The sequence below is a fragment of the Acinetobacter sp. SwsAc5 genome (genome assembly GCF_013391485.1).
Lineage (GTDB): Bacteria > Pseudomonadota > Gammaproteobacteria > Pseudomonadales > Moraxellaceae > Acinetobacter > Acinetobacter towneri.
Window position 1 is genome coordinate 47,200 of record NZ_JACAXD010000013.1, and the last position, 18,724, is coordinate 65,923.

Genomic DNA, 18,724 nt, shown 5'->3' on the forward strand with positions numbered 1-18,724 from the left:
AGTATTGTTAAATATCTAAGCATCTGTTGTAGGTTTTGTTTTAGAGGGACGAATCCGCAATTTGAGTGAACTGTTTGGGATATGCTCGGGCAATAGACCCAAACGCCCCAATTCTTCAAATATCAACACAGGTGCGTAGGCATCGGCGGCAGCATAGGCAATTTGTGCTTCACTGAGCTGTTTGCATGCCCAGTTTGAGGTGCTGATACTTCGGCTTTTAGGGAAATGAACGTGAAATAATAATGCCATGGCATTTTTAAGCCCAAGCGGACTTTTAAAACCAAAACTGCCAAAACATTTGGATAGTTCAATCACGCTATTCAGTTGTATACCTTTTTTACGAAATAAATGGGCATCATTTTTCAGCCCAAAACCTACTTTAATTTGATCGCGATTGGCAAAAACTGGCTGCAAAAATTGCCAAATGTCATCATTGAGCTGAAATAGATAGGCTTTTTCTAAGGTTGCGAGCTGAATTAAATGCGGGCCTGTAGAAACTTCGCCTACATTAAACGTGGGTTTAGATTCAGAATCGAAACCCAAGACAGCTGCGGTTTTCAGTTCAGCTTCAATTGCTAGACATTGCTCTAGATTTTGAATCAGTACAATATTTTGACGCGCAATATTTTCAAACAGTGGCAATTGCCGTATTTCATCAGGGCTAGGCAGGGTACGCAGACGAGTGAGATCCATAACATTCAAAGCGGTAAAGAAGCGGTTTTAGCCTAAAGCGTTTTGCGGAATTTGGCAAAGTTTAAAAGATTGAAAATGCTGTGCAGGACAAAGATTGCAGCGAATATCCTGAAAAAATAGCCCAATAGATGGGCTATTTCGAAATATCAACCAAGTGGAATATTTTTGCTTAGACGTTGCTGAATATACCTGACAAGAAGCTGCCAATAATCGCCAAAATCATCAGCACAATAAAAATCCAAGCCAGTACTTTTTCCCAACCTGCAGTTTCACGTACCGCACCATAGCTATTTTGACGATCATCGCCAGGTGCAAATACCAAATATAAACCCATAATAATATTCACCAAAGGCACCAAAATCAGCAAAGATAACCAGCCAGTATGATTGCGGTCATGCAAGCGGCGGATGGTGAAAATAAAGCTAAAATAGAACGCCACGATATAAATGATCACGAGCAAGATCATGCCGATGCCCATAGAGCCAGAGCCGAGCTCTAGCAATAAATTGGGTGCAACAACGGCAATAATTGCAATCAGTACTGCAAGCCCCAAGCTGAGCAAACAGTTCCACGCTAAAAATGATAATCGACCAAAACGCCCCGCTGCACTGAGTGCAGAATCTTCTACATATTGACTCATTGTTGTAATTCCTAGATTTTTTGAATTTTCTGTCGCATACCGTATATTTGCTCAAAAATCTTGTGAGATATCTCTCTCACATCGCAAACATAGACCAATTATCGACAGACCCTCAGTTTATTTTGAATAAAAGGTATAAAAAACGCTTTAATTTTAAACACAAATCAATGTGCAATAAAAGTGAAAAACATTCACGCAAAAATAAAGCCGAGATTAACTCGGCTTTATTGATTGAAGCATCCTGAATATTAGATATTCCATTCCACAAAGTTTTTTAGTAACTGCAAACCAACAGTGTGACTTTTTTCTGGGTGGAACTGCGTTGCAAACAAGTTGTCTTGATGCAGGGCTGTACAGAAAGTTAAACCATAATCACAGGTCGCGGCCACGATTTTTTCATCTTGCGGTTCAACATAAAAACTATGCACGAAGTAAAAACGCGCATCTTGTTCAATGTTGTTCCACATAGGGTGGCTCGGGTCACGTTGATGTACCTGATTCCAACCCATGTGTGGCACTTTTAAACCTGCTACTTCAGGAAAGCGTTTGACTGTACCTGCAAAAATGCCCAGTGCATCTGCTCCGCCATTTTCTTCGGAATGTTGCATCAGCGCCTGCATGCCTACACAAATTGCAAGTACAGGTTTATTAAAGACCGCGTTGCGTACCACGTCATCAATGCCAGCTTCATGCATGCCTTGCATACAATCACGCATAGCACCCACACCTGGAAACACAATTTTATCGGCTTGTGCAATCAGTTTTGGGTCATTGGTCACATCTACCGTTGCACCCACATGCTCTAAAGCTTTCGCTGCAGAGTGTAAATTTCCCATGCCATAGTCAAGAAGGGCAATTCGGGTCATTAGAGTGTTCCTTTGGTTGATGCCACTGTATTTTCAGCACGCGGATCGACTTCACATGCCATGCGTAAAGCACGTGCAAATGCTTTAAATACGCTTTCAATTTGGTGGTGGCTGTTTTTACCTTTGAGGTTGTCGATGTGCAGTGTCATTAATGCATGGTTGACAAAGCCTTGGAAGAATTCTGAGAATAAATCCACATCAAAAGTACCAATACGTGCGCGGGTAAATGGAATATCCATAAATAAACCCGGACGACCCGATAAATCGACAATCACACGGCTTAAAGATTCATCAAGTGGTGCGTAAAAGTGACCGTAGCGTCGTAAACCTTTTTTATCGCCCAAAGCTTGAGCAAAAGCTTGTCCAAGCGTGATACCACAGTCTTCTACAGTGTGGTGATCATCAATTTCCAAGTCGCCATCACAATGAATATCAATATCAAACAAACCGTGTCGCTTGATTTGATCAATCATATGGTCTAAAAATGGAACTCCAGTGTTGAGTGTGCCTTGACCCGTACCGTCCAGATTCACACGAACTCGAATTTTAGTTTCGTTGGTATTTCTCACCACTTCACTGATACGTTGGGTCATAGACACGTTCCTCAAAAAACGTCAAAAATGATTGATGTAAAATGTTTTCGCTGTGACGAAGTCTCAGCATATTAGATTGCTCAGGAGGGTTAATCAATGCCTATTACCGTACATGCCTATACTTCACTGGAAAATACCGAAGTGCGCAGCCAGCTTGAGCGACTGTATGATACCAGCCCTGAATTTGGCGATGGGCAAGATGCGGTAAGCCAACTTGAGCAGAACTTGGCTCAGTATACCCTACTTTACACGGCAGAATTTAATACTAAAGTGATTGGTGCGATTTGGTGCACAGGGCAAGATGATCATCGTACGCTTGAATATATTGTGGTGCATCCTGCAAACCGTGGTCGAGGTGTGGCAGATCGTTTGGTGAGTGAGGTGTGCCGTATGGAAGAAGCCAAAGGTGTGCAGCACTTTCAGCCGGGTTGTGGTGCGATTCATCGTTGTTTGGCGCATTTGGGTAAGTTGTGAGTTTTTAAAAAGCTGACGTTGTGTCTGTCTTTTCAGTTTATCCGTATAGGTCAAAATTAAATTAGTATCGAAAATCCCTTCTCTTGCGCCATATATGGCTCAGGGATGAGGAATATCTTCCGTAAGAGGATGATGGGGGATTGAAGTATGGTTTTAATCGGATTTGTGAAAGAAGTTTATCTAAATCCTATATTGTTTTTTGTGCTTGCACAGCCACAATTTTTAGCTAAGGTTTAAATAGCTTTGCGTAGGCATCTTCCTACTTTGGCAAGACCCAAAGTAGGCAAAAGTCTTTTGTTACCCATACACGACATCCTTGTCGTGATGGGTAACGTGGGGCATCCGTGCCCCACATTCGCGTATCGGAAGTTTGTCAAAATTTAATTGGAAAAGAACTCATTTTTAAATTTTTGGGTGATATTTCAGCAGAAATAGAATGAGGTTGCTGTAAAAGTAAACATTTGCACTGAAAAGCGAAAAAGACTATTGACGATTTACAGCTGAAACTGTTTAATACGCGTCATTGGCGTGATAGCTCAGTCGGTAGAGCAACGGATTGAAAATCCGTGTGTCCCCAGTTCGATCCTGGGTCTCGCCACCATATTCAAAACGGTTAAACGTTTTCAATCCCTGATCCCATCAGGGATTTTTTTTGCATAAAATTTATGCGATCAAATAAAAAAGTGATGATTTTTATTGACTATTCAGCCGAGATACGGCTTAATACACGGCATTGGCGTGATAGCTCAGTCGGTAGAGCAACGGATTGAAAATCCGTGTGTCCCCAGTTCGATCCTGGGTCTCGCCACCATATTCAAAAAGCCTCAAACAATGTTTGGGGCTTTTTTATGCGCAAAATTTTTTATGTCTAAAATAAAATCTTGTATTCAAACCCGCTTTGCATCTTCATCTAAAGTCCACAATACGTATTAAACAAGCTGAATTAAAATCAAGCGATCATGGTCAGGGAATGCAGCATGAAAGATTTGTTTTCGCAGGGCAGCGATTTATATCGTCAGGCACGTCCGCAGTATTCAACCGCGATTGTCGATACGATTTTACAACATGTGCCAGAGCGCGGTTTGACATGGGACTGCGGTGCAGGTTCAGGGCAGTTTACTCAGTTATTAACGCCACATTTTCAGCAGATTTTAGCCACGGATTTAAGTCAGGCACAGCTGGATCAAGCACCACAGTGGGAAAATGTGCGTTATCGCGCTTGTTTGGCGCAAGACAGCGGATTGGCAGATGCGAGTGTGGATTTAATTACCGTTGCACAAGCGATTCACTGGTTCAAGTTTGATGCCTTTTATGCCGAAGTGCATCGGGTGCTAAAACCGAGTGGAATATTTGCTGCGGTGGGCTACGGTCTGATTCAAGCTGTAGATCCTGAGGTGAATACCGCAATTCAACGCTTGTATTTTCAGACCTTAAAAGGTTGTTGGGATGCTGAACGTCGTTATATTGATGACTTATATCGCACGATTCCTTTCCCATTTCAAGAAATCGTGACACCCGAACTTTGCCTGAAATATCGTTGGTCGGCAGCACAATTGCTGAATTATTTAAACACTTGGTCGGGACTGCAGCATTATTTAAAGCAACATACTGATACGCCCTTGCTTGAATTACAGCAATTGTTGCAGCAGCAACCTGCTCAGGGCTTGGAAATTCAGTTTCCAGTTTTGCTGCGTTTAGGTCGCTTGGTATAAAAAGTCAATGTATTGAGTGATTTTTGAACTTAAAATATAAGTTGGTGAAAAAAGGATGTTTCTCCACAGGTGTAATTTACCTATGTGCGAGGTGTCCAATGTTAAAATTTTCTCTCCCTATTTTATTCAGTCTTGCGCTGAGTCTCCCTGCGACTGCTTTTGCCAATCTTGATCAGCCTTTACAGGTCTTGGATGATTGTGCATTAAGTGCAGAATATGGGCAATCCAACAGCTTAAATTTGCTGCATGATCAATACCGTTTTACCGCGCAAGATGTGGTGAATCAAGTTCGAGCTGAACAAAACCTAGACTTAGCAAGCAAATTTGCAACTTTGGGTTCTCGTTTTTATATCAACCCGCAAGGTCAAACTGTGCTGCAAATTCAACGTGATGTGGTGTCTTTGGGTGTGATTGAAACCACACTCAGTGTGGATGGTTTACGCCAGTTAGGGCAGCATTTTATAGATGAATTTAAAGCTTTGGCATTTGAGTAAAATGGAGTGCGTTGTCGCAAATGACCTTGTGACAATCTAAGACATAAAAACTTAAGACATAAAAAACGCCCTGAAAAATCAGGGCGTTTTTTATTGCACGCGAATTATGCTGGTTGTGCAGATTCTTGTTGTGCAGGAGTCAACATCTGACCGTGTTCTTCGAAGTTTGCATGCCAAGATAATGCTTCACGAAGTAGGTGAGGAGTGTGACCACCTTTTGCACATGCACGCTCAAAGTAATCATTCAATGCATTGCGGTACATTGGGTGTACACAGTTGTCGATAATCGCACGAGCGCGTTCACGTGGTGCAAGACCGCGTAAATCTGCTAAACCTTGCTCAGTAACCAAAATGTCAACGTCGTGTTCGTTGTGGTCTACGTGCGCAGCCATTGGAACGATAGATGAAATGTCACCGCCTTTCGCAATTGATTTAGTCACGAAAATCGCCAAGTGTGCGTTACGCGCGAAGTCACCTGAACCACCAATACCGTTCATCATTTTGGTACCGCATACGTGGGTTGAGTTCACGTTACCGTAAATATCAAACTCAAGTGCAGTGTTAATGCCAATGATGCCTAAACGACGTACTAACTCAGGGAAGTTAGAGATTTCTTGTGGACGTAAAATGAATTTGTCTTTGTAGTGTGCAAGATTACCAAATACGCGATCGCCACATTTTTCAGACAAAGTCATTGAACAGCCAGAAGCGAACTTCATTTTGCCTGCATCAATCAATTCAAACGTACAGTCTTGGAGTACTTCTGAGTACATCACCAAGTCTTCAAAGTTAGAGTGTTTGAAGCCTGTTAATACTGCATTTGCAATTGAACCGATACCTGCTTGTAAAGGTGCCAAGTTTTTCGGTAAACGACCTTGTGCTACTTCGTTTTCAAAGAATGCGATCAAGTGATCTGCAATTGCTTGAGTTTCGTCATCTGGATCGGTCACGTTAGATGGAGAGTCAAGCAAGGTATCGTTAAATACAATACCCACAACTTTTGCAGGGTCTAACTGAATACCTTTGGTTCCAATACGTTGTTCAACGTGAGTTAATGGCACTGGACCACGTGTTGGACGTGCTTCAGGAATATAAATGTCGTGTAGGCCTTCAAATTCTGTGCTTACAGTGGTGTTGATTTCGATAATGACTTTATCTGCATATTCAACAAAGCTTGCAGAGTTACCTACAGAAGTTGTTGGAATAATTAAGCTGTCTTCAGTAATTGCAACTGCTTCAACAATCGCGATGTCTGGGCGTTTTAGCGTGTTGTTACGCATTTGCTCAACAGTTTCAGACAAGTGTTGGTCAATGAACATGACTTGACCTTGGTTAATTGCTTTACGCAAGGTGTTGTCTACTTGGAACGGCATACGACGAGCCAAAACACCTGCTTCAGTCAATTGCTTGTCTAAATCATTACCAAGACTTGCGCCAGTAATTAAGTCAATTTTTAAAGGGTTGGTTTTAGCGCGTGCCACCAATGCAAGTGGAACAGCTTTTGCTTCACCCGCACGAGTAAAGCCACTCATACCTACGGTCATACCATCTTGAACGAATTCAGCAGCTTGTTCTGCGCTGATTACTTTGTCGTGGAGGGAGGCTAAACGGATGCGATCTAAAGACATGGCGAACTCTCGTAAAATACTAGACTGATACCGATTGTACCGATCAAAAAAGGTATTTTGCATAGGTGTTAGGCTAAGGTCTAATTTTTTGCCTAAATGGTGGTATAAAAATATAAAATAATACATAAATAATTGAATTTAATCGTTTATTTATATATCAAAAGGTAAATATTACAATTTGTTTGATATATTTTTATACAATTTTGATATGCACCATCTGAATTTTTTACTTTGATCGTCCATCCGATTTGCTGTTGGTCTGAAATTGGTATATAGCAAGCCAGATAGAGATCAAAAGCGTCAGCCGTTTAGAAGTGTTCACTCAAACTTTGTTTGATTTTTTCCAGCGTGCCAACATTATTTTTTTCTTCAACGATTTCAGGTTGTAACGGCAGGGTAATGATGGCTTCAAGACCACCGTGTTCACGGTTTTGAATGGTGAGCTCGCCCTGATGAATATCGACAATACGTTTTACAATTGCCAAACCTAAGCCACTGCCTTGTACAGTACGTGCTTCATTGCCGCGTACAAAAGGCTGCATTAAATCGGCAATTTGGTCTTCTGGAATGCCTGTACCGTTGTCTGCCACGCTAATCCGAATGTGTTCATCCAGCACTTTTGCAGACAACTCAATTGGCTCTGCACCATAGCGTTTCGAGTTATTAATCAGGTTGCCAATCAGACGTTTCAGCGACAAACTGCGCGCCTGAATTAAAGGTAATTCTTGTGCGTTAAAGCGAATATCCAACGGTTTAAATTGAATAATCAATTCCTGCAGCAAAACATTTAAATCGGTTTCTTGTAATTCTTCATCGGAACCATCACGCATATAAGAAATGAATTGATTTAAAATCGCATCCATATCTTCTACATCGTAAATTAAGCCTTCTTTTAAAAAATCATCATCGGGCATCATTTCGGCACTTAAACGAATCCGTGTCAGTGGCGTGCGCAGGTCGTGTGAAATACCTGCCAACATGATACGACGGTCACGTTCAGTCTGTTCCAAGGTATAAATCATGTGATTAAAGGCTTGGTTGACCTCACGAATTTCCTGCGGACCGTGATTGGTTTCCAAATAAGGTGCTTTGCCTGTTTTACTGTAGCTATTGGCGGCATTTTGCAGACGACGCAAAGGACGATTCAGCTGACGTACTAGAGTTAAAATAATCGCTGCAGCAAAAAGCGGAATACCCAAAAGCCAGCCAAAGACCAGTTCAGGGCTGTAGTTGGCATAGGTTTTAAGGGGTTCACGTACCCAGTTGCCATTCATTTCTGGGGTTTGAATCCAAATACGCGGGCTTGGTTTGAACTGGAAATAGACCGTGACATCCTGCATTTTTAATTCAGTTGCCAGTTTCTTTTCTATTTGTTGGGTAAAAAACTCTGCAATGACTTTTTCCCTTACATTAGGAAACTCACGTGGATCGGTTACATATTCAATGCCGACCCGATTTTTAAGCCACGCATCGACATCGACTTCGGCTTCATTGTGAAAAATGCGCAAATCTGGATTGTTTAAAATTTCCAGTTCAACCGCTAAATAGCGGGCGTGTTGTTGAATTTCAGGTAAATACAAGGTGCGCCAAAAGAACCACAACGACATAAACAGGCTAAACAACACCACAAAAACCACCAGTACCGTGGTGCGCATGGCTGCAGAGCGTGGTTTGATTTTGTCCAGAAAACGCTCCCAGCGGGTACGTTTCTTTTCAGAATACGCCACATAGTCGGTAAATTCTTGTGGGTCGATGGGTTCGAGTTTCACATCTTGTCCTGTGGCAGAGGTTGTAAAGCGAATTTAGTGAGTGAAATTTTATGATGAATATACTTGTTATTGGAATGTCTGTTCTTTAAATCTAGCACAATGATCGGTGTGCATAAATGTTGATCATTGCATGAAGATGTGAGGCTGAAGCCTCACATCATTTTCAACTTATTCCGCACCATCTGGAACAAATACATAACCGACACCCCAAACCGTTTGAATATAACGTGCACGGGCAGGGTTTTCTTCAATTAAACGACGTAAACGTGAAACCTGAACATCAATCGAACGCTCCATCGCACCCCATTCACGACCACGCGCCAAATTCATTAACTTGTCACGGGTTAAAGGCTCACGAGGATGTTGTACCAACGCTTTGAGTACTGCAAATTCACCTGTAGTTAGGGTCACGACCTGACCTTCACGTGTCAAAGTACGGGTCGATAAATCTAGTGACCATGGGCCAAAACCAACCACTTCCATTTGCTGACTTGGTGCACCTGGTACCTCGCGCACTTGACGACGCAATACAGCACGAATACGCGCTAACAGCTCATTTGGATTAAACGGTTTTGGTAAATAATCATCTGCACCTGCTTCAAGTCCTGCAATACGGTCAGAGTCACTGCCGCGAGCCGTCAGCATAATAATTGGCGTGTCGATGTTAGATTGACGTAAACGACGGCAAATACTTAAACCATCTTCAACAGGCAGCATAAAATCAAGCACGATTAAAGAGAACAGTTCACGCTGTAACAAACGATCCATTTGTGTCGCATCGTGGGCAGTTTTGACCACAAAGCCCTTATCTTCCAAGAAACGCTGTAACAGGGTACGTAAACGCACATCATCATCGACAACGAGAATGCGTTCAACGCGGTCAGTTTCGCTGTGTACGGCATCTGTTTTTTCAGCAGGTACAACTAAACTCATGATGTGCTCCTTTATTCTTTATTGTCATCGTAAACAAAAAGTTGAGTTGGCTTTGAGTATACGATTCATTGGTATCTATTGCCTATGCTCTAAAGCAACAAATATTGCAGATAAAATCAAGACATAGATACCAAATATATACAGCATTTCCATGCGAAAAACTGACATATTTGTCCGTTTGAGTCTAACATAAGCCTGAATTTTATTTAGATTTATAAAATTTAGCCGAATTGGCAAAAATCGCCAAAAAACCACCATTTATAAAATTCATAAAACAATTGTGGATTTTATAGTCTTGGTCTTTATAATCATGGCTTTTAGTACTTATCCTTGTAGGATCACACACGATGACTGACTTAGTTCAGCAGTTAGCAAAAGAACTTGCCGTACGACCAAATCAAGTAGAAGCTGCCATCAAACTTATTGATGAAGGTGCTAGCGTTCCATTTATTGCACGTTACCGTAAAGAAGTGACGCAAGGTTTAGATGACACGCAGCTACGTCAGCTCGATACACGTTTATCGTATTTACGTGATTTATATGAGCGTCGCGAAAAAGTAATAGAATCACTCAAAGAACAAGATAAATTATCTGATGATTTATTGGCACGGGTTAACGCTGCTGAAACCAAAAATGCTTTAGAAGAAATTTACGCGCCTTACCGTCCAAAACGCACCAGTAAATCGTTTAAAGCTAAAGAAGCAGGTTTAGGCCCAATTGCAGCGCAAATTTTTGCAGAACAGGTTGAGCCAAGCGAAGCTTTAGCAGGCTTTAGTCATGCAGACTATCCTGATGCAGACAGTCAGCTAGATGCGGTACAACACATTCTGATTGATGAATGGGCACAAAATATTGCCTTAACCACAGAATTAAAAGAAATTTTTGCCAAAACAGCGGTATTAAAAAGCTTGGTTGCTTCTGAAGAGAAAAAAGAAGTGGGCAAAAAATTCCGTGATTACTTCGATTTTTCAGAAAACATCAACAAAGTGCCTTCACATCGCCTATTGGCGATGTTGCGTGGTCGCCAAGAAAACGTCTTGGGTTTAAAAGTTGATGGTGAAGACAGTGCACCTTTGGCACGTATTGAAACTGAATACAATTTAGATCAAATTCAGCCGCAAGCACGTCAGGACTTTTTAAAGCAAACGGCAAAATTGTTCTGGTTGGGCAAAGTGCGTCCACAAATCGAACATTCATTATTGACTGAAAAGCGTTTGGCTGCCGAAGCTGAAGCGATGGATGTCTTTGCAGAAAACTTGCGTCATTTATTGCTCTCTGCACCTGCAGGTGCGCGTTGTACGCTGGGCGTAGACCCTGGCATCCGTACAGGTGTCAAACTGGCTGTGGTGAACCAATCTGGCGATGTGGTTGCACATAGCACGGTTTATCCATTTGCACCTAAAGAAGACAAAGCAGGCGCGATTGAAGAACTTGCACGTTTATGCCGTGAGCACAATGTTGATTTAATCGCGATTGGTAACGGGACTGCAAGCCGTGAAACTGAAGCGGTTGTGGCAGAAATGATGGCGGCGCACAGTGACTTGAAATTAACACGTGTGTCTGTATCTGAAGCGGGTGCATCTGTGTATTCAGCTTCTGAATTGGCATCGCAAGAGTTGCCAGAACTAGATGTGTCGATTCGTGGTGCAGTGTCGATTGCACGTCGTTTGCAAGACCCATTGGCAGAGTTGGTAAAAATTGATCCAAAATCAATCGGTGTGGGTCAGTATCAACATGACGTGAATCAGGCAGGTTTAGCAAAAACCTTAGAAGCTGTGGTAGAAGACTGTGTGAACTCGGTCGGTGTCGATGTCAACACGGCATCTTCAGCAATTTTGGGTTATATCGCAGGTTTGAATAAAGCCATTGCACAGCAAATTGTTGAATACCGTAAAGAACATGGCCGTTTTGACAATCGCCAAGCTTTGAAAAACGTACCGCGTTTAGGCGAACGTACTTTTGAACAAGCAGCAGGTTTCTTACGTATTCAGGCAGGTTCTGAGCCTTTGGATGCTTCTGCAGTGCACCCTGAATCTTATGGTTTAGTAGAAAAAATTGTGGCTGCCAAAGCGACCACGGTTAAAGATATTATTGGTAATACTGAAATTATCCGTTCGGTGAATGCTGAAGAATTTGTGGATGAGCAAGTCGGCTTACCAACTATTCAGGATGTTTTGTCTGAATTGGAAAAACCAGGTCGTGACCCACGTCCTGAATTCCGTACGGCTAAATTCCGTGAAGATATTACTGAAGTGGCGCAGTTGACTGAAGGCATGCAGCTTGAAGGTGTTGTAACCAACGTGACCAACTTTGGTGCTTTCGTGGATGTGGGCGTACATCAGGATGGTTTGGTGCATATTTCTGAGTTGGCCAATGAATTTGTGGCTGATCCGCATAAAGTGGTGAAACCAGGTCAAATTGTTCAAGTGCGTGTGTTGCAGGTTGATGTAGAGCGTAACCGTGTGAATTTATCGATGCGTCCTGAAGGTTCGGCTGCACCTGCAAAAGCAGCGCGTGCACCACGTCGTGATCAAGAACAGCGTACAGAGCGTAAGCCACAAGCGAAACGTCCACAGCAGTCACGTCCTCAGACTGAGCGTCCACAAGCGAAAAAACCACAAGCCGCTAAACCACAAGAAAATAAAATTGGTGGTTTAGGTGCATTGTTGTTACAAGCAGGGATTAAAGGTTCGAAGTAATTTTGAATTGCTCTAACAAAAAGCTCCCGAAATTCGGGAGCTTTTTGTTTTGCAGGAACATTTTTATATACAGATTTTTTGATGGATTTTAAATCAACGGTACAATCCAACTCACCAAAATCAGCATAATTCCCAAATGTCCAAGTTTACGAGTCACTGCGACTAGTTTTGACGGTGGTGCTTCAAGTTGGCGAGCATATTCCTGAAGATTTAAACCTTGTGAGGCTTTGCTGCTAAATAAAAATACGCCCAAATCAATACAAATTAAAATCGTGCCGACATCGGCAACAACCTCTAAAAGTTCATATTCTTGCTGATAAAGCGCCGTTGCAACCTGATAACTCAGAAACAAGGCAAAGGCAAAACAGCCATACTGTAAAATGAGGGCCAGTGCTCGCATAATCCATTCAAAATACTTAAAACAGCTGTGTTATAGCATAAAAATGCGGTGCAATTGAATGTTTTGTTATGGTTGAGATTGTGGATCTTAAATAAGCAATTAACGGATTAAGCCTTGCAGAACAAAACTTGTGGCAATACTGCCTGCTGCCAATTTAGACATGAAATAACTGTAATTAGAAGAGGCAGAAACTTCGGACATCGCACCAGATGAATGCGACATGGACACGGCAAGTTGGCTGCGATAGCCCAATTCGACTAACAAGACCACCAGGCCTGTCAGTGTCATCACTTGAAATGTGTCTACATGATTGCGCGTAAGCTCAGTATATAAGTGATAAAAACTTAAGCCCGCAGCAGAAAAACAAAATAGCTTAAACAGATACAGAGTTTTCATGTGTTGTACCTTTCATTATTGTAATGTCATTTTGAATGCTATTTCTTAAACCAATATTAAAATCACATGAAAAGTTGCGGCTGCACAATTTAAAAATTGTTGAAGTGATGTTGTATTGTTGTGCGCTGTTCAACCTAAGCTGTAAAAACAAATAGGCGACCCGTAGGTCGCCTAAAGCAAAACTTGAATTGTGTATAAATTACCAGTGTTCACCTGGGAACAAGCGCGCATACGCTTTTTGTACCCAGTTCAGTTTTTGCTGCTCGCCCACAGAAGCGGTAGAGCTTGGGAATAAGTTATAACCAATCGACATGAGTTTGTTGTTAATGTCTGGTGCAATCGCATAAGTGATTGAAGCCAAACGACCCAAATGTGTCGCAATTTTCTTCGGACGTTTCACAATCGCATAAGCAATTAAATCTGCCGCTTGCTCAGGTGAAAGGGTGGGCACGTACTTATAAATTTTGGTTGGTGCGATCATTGGGGTACGAACCAATGGCATATACACCGAAGTAATCGCAATTTTGTGTGTATGCGCTTCTGCAGATAGACAGCGACTAAACGCATCCAATGCGGCTTTAGATGCCACATAAGCCGAGAAACGCGTTGCGTTGGCTAATACACCAATCGAGCTGATGTTGATGATGTGACCATCTTTACGGTGCATCATCTGCGGCAAAATATTGAGTACCAAACGCACAGCACCAAAATAGTTGAGCTGCATGGTACGTTCAAAGTCGTGGAAACGATCAACCGACTCATGTACTGCACGACGGATTGAGCGGCCTGCGTTGTTAATTAAAATATCAATATGATCGACAGAGGCAAGAATTTGTTGCGATACAGCATCAATAGAGTCCATATCGTTTAGATCACAAGGGAAAACTGAAGCCTTGCCACCACGTGCTTCAATTTCAGCTTTGACTTGTTCGAGCGTTTCCTGAGTACGTGCCACCAAAAGCACATGCGCACCTGCATCGGCTAGCTTATGTGCCACGGTTAAACCAATACCACTCGATGCACCTGTAATAAGGGCAACTTTACCATTTACACGCTGTTGAAAAAGTTTCTCTAATTTTGGCTTCACGCTAATATTCCTGATTTAGATTCCTGAGTTGTCATTTTTATTGAGATTGACGATTCAAATTTCAGACTGAATTTGAACTGTTTTACTTGGCTTTATGATAGCCGATTGCACAAAAAAAGCTATGGAATAAGTGTTTGAATTTAAAAATGAATTTAGAGTAATTGCTCTATTTTTGTGAGCTGTATATCTTTATTTTTACCATGAAATAAAGCTAATGCAAAGACATACAAAGAAAAATTAAAATAAAAAAGCATCCTGTTGAAATTAATCAGCAGGATGCCAGTACAAAGTTTGAACTGATGAGTTTTTATACGGCTGCTAAAGCTTGCTCTAAATCGGCAATTAAGTCATCGGCATGTTCAATCCCGATGGATAAACGCACCATATCTTCACTCACACCAGCCGCTTTGAGTTCATCTGCACTCAACTGACGGTGAGTGGTGGTTGCAGGGTGGCAAGCCAGACTCTTGGCATCGCCAATATTGACCAAGCGTGTGAATAATTGCAGTGCATCAATAAAGCGGGTTCCGCCTTCACGGCCATCTTGCACACCAAAAGACAGAATTGCAGAAGGTTTGCCTTTCACATATTTTTGTGCCAACGCATGTTGCGGGTGATCTTTCAAACCTGCGTAATTGACCCATTTCACTTTTGGATGTGCCTGTAAATATTCCGCTACTTTTTGCGCGTTTTCAGTATGGCGTTCCATACGCAGGCTTAAGGTTTCTAAACCTTGTAAAATTAGGAATACGTTATGCGGGCTAATCGCTGCACCTGTATTGCGTAGTGGTACTACACGTGCACGTGCAATAAATGCTGCAGCGCCTAAGGCTTCTACATAGTTCACACCATGGTAACTTGGGTCAGGTGTATTTAAGGCTTTAAAACGCTCAGGATATTTGCCCCAAGGGAATTTACCGCTATCGACAATAATGCCGCCAATAGACGTACCGTGACCACCAATATATTTGGTCAGTGAGTGAATGATGATGTCTGCGCCAAAATCAAATGATTTTTGCAAGACAGGCGTGGCTACAGTGTTATCCACCACCACTGGAATGCCGTATTTGTGCGCAATTTTCGCAATCGCTTCAAGGTCAATAATATTGCCCAATGGGTTACCAATGGATTCTACAAAGACCAGTTTGGTTTTGTCATCAATCAGGTCGCGTAAGCTTTCAGGCTGTTGATAATCGAAGAAACGTACTTCAATGCCTTGTTTAGGCAAGGTGTGGGCAAATAAGTTGTAAGTACCGCCGTATAAAGTTGATACTGAAGCAATGTTATCGCCTGCTTCGGTAATGGTCTGAATTGCGTAGGTAATTGCAGCCATACCCGATGCTAAAGCCAATGCGCCAATCCCGCCTTCAAGTGCTGCAACACGTTGCTCCAATACTGCAGTGGTTGGGTTCATAATACGGGTGTAAATATTGCCTTGTACTTTTAAATCAAATAAATCGGCACCATGTTGCGTATTATCAAAGGCATAAGAAGTGGTTTGGTAAATAGGCACAGCCACGGCTTTGGTGGTTGGTTCTGGGCTATAGCCTGCATGAATGGCCAAAGTTTCGTCTTTATAGGTCATGTTTACTTCATCTTCGTGAGTTAAATTGGTTTGAGTCTAGCACTTTTAAATATGAAAGAAAGTGTAAAAATGCTGCAATATTTAGCTGTAAATTTGATATAGCAGGCAAAAAGTCCTGTGCTTATCCGCTGATCGCTAGAGTTGTAACAAAGCATGCAAGATGTTTGTGGTGTCTTATTTTTTCTCCGTATTCAGGTATAATACCCGATTATTTTTTCGCTCATTAGAGCAGGGGCTGCTCATCTGAGCCCCAGATTTGGTTTTCTATTGAGGAGTCCTACGTGGCCCAATATATTTATACGATGAACCGAGTGTCGAAAATGGTTCCGCCTAAGCGCGAAATCTTGAAAGACATCTCCTTATCATTTTTCCCAGGTGCGAAAATTGGTGTGCTTGGTTTAAACGGTGCAGGTAAATCGACTTTGCTCCGTATTATGGCGGGCGTAGATAAAGATTTCTCTGGTGAAGCTCGTGCACAGCCAGGCATCAAAATTGGTTATCTTGAGCAAGAACCACCACTAGACCCGAGCAAAGATGTACGCGGCAACGTGGAAGATGGTGTGCGTGAAGCTTTAGATGCTTTAGAGCGTTTAGACCAAGTTTTTGCAGAATATGCAGATCCAGATGCAGATTTCGACAAACTTGCAAAAGAGCAAGAGAAGTTAGAAGCGATTATCCAAACTTGGGATGCACACAACCTGAACAATCAGCTTGAACAAGCAGCGGCAGCATTAAATTTGCCAGCTTGGGATGCTGATGTTAACAAATTATCGGGTGGTGAGCGTCGTCGTGTGGCTTTATGCCGTTTGTTATTGTCTAAACCAGACATGCTGCTTCTAGACGAGCCGACGAACCACTTGGATGCAGAATCTGTATCTTGGTTAGAGCGTTTCTTAAAAGACTTCCCGGGTACGATTGTGGCAATTACCCACGACCGTTACTTCTTGGATAACGTTGCAGAATGGATTTTAGAACTTGACCGTGGACATGGTATTCCATATCAAGGTAACTACTCTTCATGGTTAGAGCAGAAAAATAACCGTTTAGAGCAAGAACAGAAGCAAGAAGAATCTTTTGCTAAAGCCTTGAAAAAAGAATTGGAATGGGTACGTTCCAATGCGAAAGGCCAGCAAAAGAAAAACAAAGCGCGTATGGAGCGTTTTGAAGAGCTTAACTCGCGTGAATTCCAACAGCGTAACGAAACTTCTGAAATTTATATTCCACCTGGCCCACGTTTAGGGAACAAAGTGGTGGAAGTGGAAAACATCAGCAAGTCATTTGGTGATCGCTTACTTTACGAAAACCTTTCCTTTACTGTGCCGCCTGCAGCGATTGTGGGGATTGTCGGTCCAAACGGTGCGGGTAAAACGACCTTATTCCGTATGATGACTGGCGAGCAGCAACCTGATACGGGCAGCGTGACTTTAGGTGACTCGGTAAAAGTGGCTTATGTCGGTCAGATTCGTGACACTCTAGATGATGACAAAACTGTTTGGGAAGAAGTTTCTGGCGGTTTAGACATTTTGAAAGTGGGCGATTATGAAATTGCATCGCGTGCTTATATTGGTCGCTTTAACTTTAAAGGTCAGGATCAGCAAAAACGCGTTGGTGAATTGTCGGGTGGTGAGCGTAACCGTTTACAACTGGCAAAAATTCTACAGCAGGGCGCAAACGTGATCTTGCTGGATGAGCCATCAAACGACTTGGATATTGAAACTTTACGTGCACTGGAAGATGCAATTTTAGTCTTCCCAGGTACAGTGATGGTGGTATCGCACGACCGTTGGTTCCTAGACCGTATTGCAACGCACATCTTGTCATTCGAAGATGAGCAACCAGAATTCTTTACAGGTAACTATACTGAGTTTGAAGAATATCGCCGTAAGAAATATGGTGATGATCTGGCAACCAAACGTAGCAAATACCGTAAAATTGGCGCTTAAGTCTAAAAACTTGAGTTCTCATTAAAAAAACCAGCCGAGAAGGCTGGTTTTTTATATTTGCTCGATGATGTGGTCTTGTGATCAACCTAGCAACATTTTTCTTAATCTAGATGTAGACCAGTGAGGTTTAAACTTCCCACTCATGTGCACATTCACGGCACTTCCATTTTTTTTGTGACTGCATAAAGGCTTGCATAGAAATTTTGAAATCAGGCAAATCACGATAAAACAAGAAACCTGCAATTACACACAGCACAAATACCGCCACAGTAATGCTTTGTAAGGTTGTGCCTGCACCATCACCAAAAATCCACATGGCGATACTGATCAAAACAAGAAGTAATAAGACAAATACCGCTGGAATAAGCATCACCAAGCTTTTTGGCACGACAGGACGCGGTGTTGCTTGACCTGACTGTGCAACAGGCATGATTTTTGGGCTTTGACATTTAGGGCATCGGTATTGCATTACAACTCCAAAATTCTAATCTGATCGTTATTCTAACCAAATGTACGGCAAATCAAAAACAGTCTGTCAGAAAACAGGGCAATAAAAAAGCCCAAGTCATTGCTTGAGCTTTATTATAAGATGAAGATAAGTGAATTTATATTCATCTTGAATATGGCGTCCCTACGGGGATTCGAACCCCGGTTACCGCCGTGAAAGGGCGATGTCCTAGGCCTCTAGACGATAGGGACTTGATGAGGCAACACAGGTAAAGCCTTATTTAAACTTGGTGGAGTCAAGCGGGATCGAACCGCTGACCTCTACAATGCCATTGTAGCGCTCTACCAACTGAGCTATGACCCCA

Annotated in this window: 17 protein-coding genes and 4 tRNA genes; 7 read left to right on the forward strand and 14 right to left on the reverse strand. The window is 42.3% G+C overall.

The features are described from left to right. Positions 1–15 precede the first annotated feature (15 nt). From HYG89_RS09255 to hisB, 4 genes are all read right to left on the reverse strand, one after another. A complete protein-coding gene (locus HYG89_RS09255) occupies positions 16–693 on the reverse strand; it encodes a hypothetical protein (protein ID WP_004974396.1) in 678 nt (225 codons plus the stop codon). 169 nt (positions 694–862) lie between these two features. Further along, complete coding sequence (locus tag HYG89_RS09260) at positions 863–1,333, reverse strand: DUF805 domain-containing protein (protein WP_004974398.1); 471 nt, start codon at positions 1,331–1,333, stop codon at positions 863–865. Positions 1,334–1,581: 248 nt separating this feature from the next. Then, on the reverse strand, positions 1,582–2,199 hold the full coding sequence (hisH, locus tag HYG89_RS09265; protein WP_004974401.1) for an imidazole glycerol phosphate synthase subunit HisH: 618 nt from the start codon (positions 2,197–2,199) through the stop codon (positions 1,582–1,584). After that, positions 2,199–2,792, reverse strand: coding sequence for an imidazoleglycerol-phosphate dehydratase HisB (gene hisB / locus HYG89_RS09270; RefSeq protein WP_096902642.1), 594 nt, complete (start codon positions 2,790–2,792; stop codon positions 2,199–2,201). The genes hisH and hisB overlap by 1 nt, the downstream gene beginning before the upstream one ends. Positions 2,793–2,888: 96 nt before the next feature. Between hisB and HYG89_RS09275 the strand changes: the two genes are divergently transcribed. From HYG89_RS09275 to HYG89_RS09295, 5 genes are all read left to right on the forward strand, one after another. Continuing rightward, positions 2,889–3,266, forward strand: coding sequence for a GNAT family N-acetyltransferase (locus tag HYG89_RS09275; RefSeq protein WP_096902643.1), 378 nt, complete (start codon positions 2,889–2,891; stop codon positions 3,264–3,266). Between the two features lie 525 nt (positions 3,267–3,791). Continuing rightward, a tRNA-Phe gene (locus HYG89_RS09280) sits at positions 3,792–3,867 on the forward strand. Positions 3,868–4,001: 134 nt separating this feature from the next. Continuing rightward, a tRNA-Phe gene (locus HYG89_RS09285) sits at positions 4,002–4,077 on the forward strand. Positions 4,078–4,243: 166 nt separating this feature from the next. Continuing rightward, positions 4,244–4,978, forward strand: a complete 735-nt coding sequence (locus tag HYG89_RS09290) for a class I SAM-dependent methyltransferase (RefSeq protein ID WP_131260652.1) — start codon at positions 4,244–4,246, stop codon at positions 4,976–4,978. 98 nt (positions 4,979–5,076) lie between these two features. Then, positions 5,077–5,472, forward strand: coding sequence for a hypothetical protein (locus HYG89_RS09295; RefSeq protein ID WP_004974410.1), 396 nt, complete (start codon positions 5,077–5,079; stop codon positions 5,470–5,472). Positions 5,473–5,576: 104 nt separating this feature from the next. Here HYG89_RS09295 and HYG89_RS09300 read toward each other — a convergent pair whose 3' ends face one another. From HYG89_RS09300 to ompR, 3 genes are all read right to left on the reverse strand, one after another. Beyond that, on the reverse strand, positions 5,577–7,100 hold the full coding sequence (locus tag HYG89_RS09300) for an acetyl-CoA hydrolase/transferase family protein (RefSeq protein ID WP_178867206.1): 1,524 nt from the start codon (positions 7,098–7,100) through the stop codon (positions 5,577–5,579). Positions 7,101–7,408: 308 nt separating this feature from the next. After that, the gene (locus HYG89_RS09305) at positions 7,409–8,869 is read right to left on the reverse strand and encodes an ATP-binding protein (protein WP_178867208.1); all 1,461 of its coding nucleotides are present in this window, start codon (positions 8,867–8,869) and stop codon (positions 7,409–7,411) included. 168 nt (positions 8,870–9,037) lie between these two features. Next, the gene (ompR, locus tag HYG89_RS09310; RefSeq protein ID WP_104852661.1) at positions 9,038–9,802 is read right to left on the reverse strand and encodes a two-component system response regulator OmpR; all 765 of its coding nucleotides are present in this window, start codon (positions 9,800–9,802) and stop codon (positions 9,038–9,040) included. A 347-nt stretch (positions 9,803–10,149) separates the two neighbouring features. On the opposite strand from ompR, the gene HYG89_RS09315 reads away from it, so the two are divergent. Then, positions 10,150–12,501 carry a Tex family protein gene (locus HYG89_RS09315; protein ID WP_178867211.1) on the forward strand — a complete coding sequence of 784 codons (2,352 nt, stop codon included), beginning with the start codon at positions 10,150–10,152 and terminating at the stop codon, positions 12,499–12,501. An 88-nt stretch (positions 12,502–12,589) separates the two neighbouring features. Here the strand turns inward: HYG89_RS09315 and HYG89_RS09320 are convergent, their stop codons facing one another. The 4 genes from HYG89_RS09320 to HYG89_RS09335 all read right to left on the reverse strand — a co-directional run bounded on the left by HYG89_RS09320 (position 12,590) and on the right by HYG89_RS09335 (position 15,969). After that, on the reverse strand, positions 12,590–12,901 hold the full coding sequence (locus tag HYG89_RS09320; RefSeq protein WP_019838218.1) for a hypothetical protein: 312 nt from the start codon (positions 12,899–12,901) through the stop codon (positions 12,590–12,592). A gap of 99 nt (positions 12,902–13,000) precedes the next feature. Continuing rightward, positions 13,001–13,297: a hypothetical protein gene (locus tag HYG89_RS09325; RefSeq protein WP_004974421.1), complete on the reverse strand. Its 297-nt coding sequence runs from the start codon at positions 13,295–13,297 to the stop codon at positions 13,001–13,003. 199 nt (positions 13,298–13,496) lie between these two features. Continuing rightward, positions 13,497–14,384 carry an SDR family NAD(P)-dependent oxidoreductase gene (locus tag HYG89_RS09330; RefSeq protein ID WP_004974423.1) on the reverse strand — a complete coding sequence of 296 codons (888 nt, stop codon included), beginning with the start codon at positions 14,382–14,384 and terminating at the stop codon, positions 13,497–13,499. 307 nt (positions 14,385–14,691) lie between these two features. Continuing rightward, positions 14,692–15,969, reverse strand: a complete 1,278-nt coding sequence (locus tag HYG89_RS09335) for an O-acetylhomoserine aminocarboxypropyltransferase/cysteine synthase family protein (RefSeq protein ID WP_178867213.1) — start codon at positions 15,967–15,969, stop codon at positions 14,692–14,694. 281 nt (positions 15,970–16,250) lie between these two features. Between HYG89_RS09335 and ettA the strand changes: the two genes are divergently transcribed. Next, entirely contained in the window at positions 16,251–17,912 is a 1,662-nt protein-coding gene (gene ettA, locus HYG89_RS09340; protein ID WP_004974427.1) for an energy-dependent translational throttle protein EttA, read from the forward strand. A 127-nt stretch (positions 17,913–18,039) separates the two neighbouring features. Here the strand turns inward: ettA and HYG89_RS09345 are convergent, their stop codons facing one another. The 3 genes from HYG89_RS09345 to HYG89_RS09355 all read right to left on the reverse strand — a co-directional run bounded on the left by HYG89_RS09345 (position 18,040) and on the right by HYG89_RS09355 (position 18,723). Continuing rightward, positions 18,040–18,381, reverse strand: coding sequence for a hypothetical protein (locus HYG89_RS09345; protein WP_178867215.1), 342 nt, complete (start codon positions 18,379–18,381; stop codon positions 18,040–18,042). Positions 18,382–18,535: 154 nt separating this feature from the next. Then, a tRNA-Glu gene (locus HYG89_RS09350) sits at positions 18,536–18,611 on the reverse strand. Between the two features lie 36 nt (positions 18,612–18,647). Then, positions 18,648–18,723 (reverse strand) — tRNA-Ala (locus tag HYG89_RS09355). Position 18,724 lies beyond the last annotated feature (1 nt).

Bases quoted from the DNA above. Each gene is read 5' to 3' on its own strand.
- HYG89_RS09255 (WP_004974396.1), bottom strand. From the start codon at position 693: ATGGATCTCACTCGTCTGCGTACCCTGCCTAGCCCTGATGAAATACGG.
- HYG89_RS09260 (WP_004974398.1), bottom strand. From the start codon at position 1,333: ATGAGTCAATATGTAGAAGATTCTGCACTCAGTGCAGCGGGGCGTTTT.
- hisH (WP_004974401.1), bottom strand. From the start codon at position 2,199: ATGACCCGAATTGCCCTTCTTGACTATGGCATGGGAAATTTACACTCT.
- hisB (WP_096902642.1), bottom strand. From the start codon at position 2,792: ATGACCCAACGTATCAGTGAAGTGGTGAGAAATACCAACGAAACTAAA.
- HYG89_RS09275 (WP_096902643.1), top strand. From the start codon at position 2,889: ATGCCTATTACCGTACATGCCTATACTTCACTGGAAAATACCGAAGTG.
- HYG89_RS09290 (WP_131260652.1), top strand. From the start codon at position 4,244: ATGAAAGATTTGTTTTCGCAGGGCAGCGATTTATATCGTCAGGCACGT.
- HYG89_RS09295 (WP_004974410.1), top strand. From the start codon at position 5,077: ATGTTAAAATTTTCTCTCCCTATTTTATTCAGTCTTGCGCTGAGTCTC.
- HYG89_RS09300 (WP_178867206.1), bottom strand. From the start codon at position 7,100: ATGTCTTTAGATCGCATCCGTTTAGCCTCCCTCCACGACAAAGTAATC.
- ompR (WP_104852661.1), bottom strand. From the start codon at position 9,802: ATGAGTTTAGTTGTACCTGCTGAAAAAACAGATGCCGTACACAGCGAA.
- HYG89_RS09315 (WP_178867211.1), top strand. From the start codon at position 10,150: ATGACTGACTTAGTTCAGCAGTTAGCAAAAGAACTTGCCGTACGACCA.
- HYG89_RS09320 (WP_019838218.1), bottom strand. From the start codon at position 12,901: ATGCGAGCACTGGCCCTCATTTTACAGTATGGCTGTTTTGCCTTTGCC.
- HYG89_RS09325 (WP_004974421.1), bottom strand. From the start codon at position 13,297: ATGAAAACTCTGTATCTGTTTAAGCTATTTTGTTTTTCTGCTGCGGGC.
- HYG89_RS09335 (WP_178867213.1), bottom strand. From the start codon at position 15,969: ATGACCTATAAAGACGAAACTTTGGCCATTCATGCAGGCTATAGCCCA.
- HYG89_RS09345 (WP_178867215.1), bottom strand. From the start codon at position 18,381: ATGCAATACCGATGCCCTAAATGTCAAAGCCCAAAAATCATGCCTGTT.